This is a genomic window from Mucilaginibacter sp. P4_G9 (assembly GCF_056400985.1).
The window spans coordinates 1-1,548 of the sequence record NZ_JBFUKF010000713.1 but is presented as its reverse complement, the minus strand read 5'-3'; the positions used below and the strand labels follow the sequence as shown (position 1 = coordinate 1,548).

General features: G+C 43.5%; 1 protein-coding gene. It reads right to left on the bottom strand.

What is annotated here, in order from left to right; translation table 11 throughout:
* Nucleotides 1-211: 211 nt before the first annotated feature.
* Nucleotides 212-1,522: a 3-phosphoshikimate 1-carboxyvinyltransferase gene (aroA, locus tag AC1DPZ_RS26980; protein WP_477409319.1), complete on the bottom strand. Its 1,311-nt coding sequence runs from the start codon at nt 1,520-1,522 to the stop codon at nt 212-214.
* Nucleotides 1,523-1,548: the final 26 nt, after the last annotated feature.

Below are 1,548 nucleotides of genomic sequence, written 5' to 3'. Positions count from 1 at the left end.
TTGTAAGTATGGGATTGCTTCGTGCCTCGCAATGACGGCTGGTTTTATGGTTTGTGGTTTTTAGAATCCAGACTTACGAAGTTTTAAAACGGCGAAGCCATCAATGAGGCTAAAAACAATATTATCGAGTTAAACCTCGTAAGTCTTTCGCCGATTTTACAAGCCGGCGCTTGGTTTATGTGTTTACGATTAAGACTCTCGCCTTTTGCCTTTAACCTTCTACCGCTTCCACAGTAAATCCTTGCTTTTCCAGGTCAGTCCAGAAAGCCGGATATGATTTGTCAACTACCGGGCCGTTCTCAAATTCCAGTTGAGGAATAATAAGTGCCAGCGGTGCAAAAGCCATAGCCATACGGTGATCATGATAAGTATTGATAAACATGCGTTCGGGGATAAACTTTTCACTGCAATCCAGTTTATAAACCTGGCCTTTTTCAATTAGTTTAACACCCATTTTTGCAAGTTCGGTTTGTAGTGCCAAAATACGGTCGGTTTCCTTGATCTTTAGCGTTTCAAGGCCTGTAAATGTAGCTTCGTGACCCAATGCCGCGCACACAACAATAACGGTTTGCGCCAGGTCCGGGCATTCCTTCATGTCAAATATTTTACGGCTTAAAGGCTTTGCTTCTTTCAATAAATGTACACCGCCATCTTTAAATTGCGATGTGATCCCAAAGTTAGCCATGATCTCGGTGATCACACTATCGCCCTGCAGGCTATAAGGTGTTAACCCGGTAAGTAAAAGTTCGGCTTCGTCCGCTAAAGCTGCAATGGCATACCAGTATGATGCTGCACTCCAATCTGGTTCAACGTGTAATGATGTTGTTGCAAAATCCTGATTTGGTATTGAAATGACATTATCAGTCCAAACGTGCTGTATATTTGCACTTTGCAACATCGCTAAAGTCATTTCAACATATGGGCGCGAAGTTAGTTCACCCTCAATATGTAATTCCAAGCCCAAAGGCAATCGGGCAGCGATGAGTAACAGGGCCGTAATATATTGACTGCTGATGTTACCTTTAATACTGATCTTACGAGTGAGCTGCCCGAAATTGCCTTTTAGTTTTATAGGAGGGTAGCCCTCTTTTTCTTCATAATCAATATGGGCTCCCAGTTCCCGTAACGCATCAACCAATACACCTATTGGCCTTTCCTTCATCCTTTTGCTGCCGGTTAACATTACTTCATCATCCTGTATGGCATAAAAGGCAGTCAAAAAGCGCATAGCCGTGCCGGCAGGGCCGATGTCAACAGTGGTGAGCGGTGAGTGGTGAGCGGTGAGTGGTTCGCCGCTGTTATCTGCCAATACCTCTTGATTTTTGACTCTTGATTCTTGGCTCTTCCTTAAAATCCCTGCTAATAACACAGCATCAGCCGCATCAGAAACATTTTCCACCTTCACTTTACCGTTGCTTAGCGCTTCGATAATAAGTGCGCGGTTACATTCACTTTTCGACCCGGTAAGGTTTACCGTGCCATTTATATGCTTATTACTTTTACTTAGGATGATGTTTTGCATCGTTTGGTTAGTCTTAAGTCCCAAGT

What these genes read in the sequence shown, in the direction of transcription:
- aroA (WP_477409319.1), bottom strand. Translation starts at nt 1,522, where the DNA reads ATGCAAAACATCATCCTAAGTAAAAGTAATAAGCATATAAATGGCACG.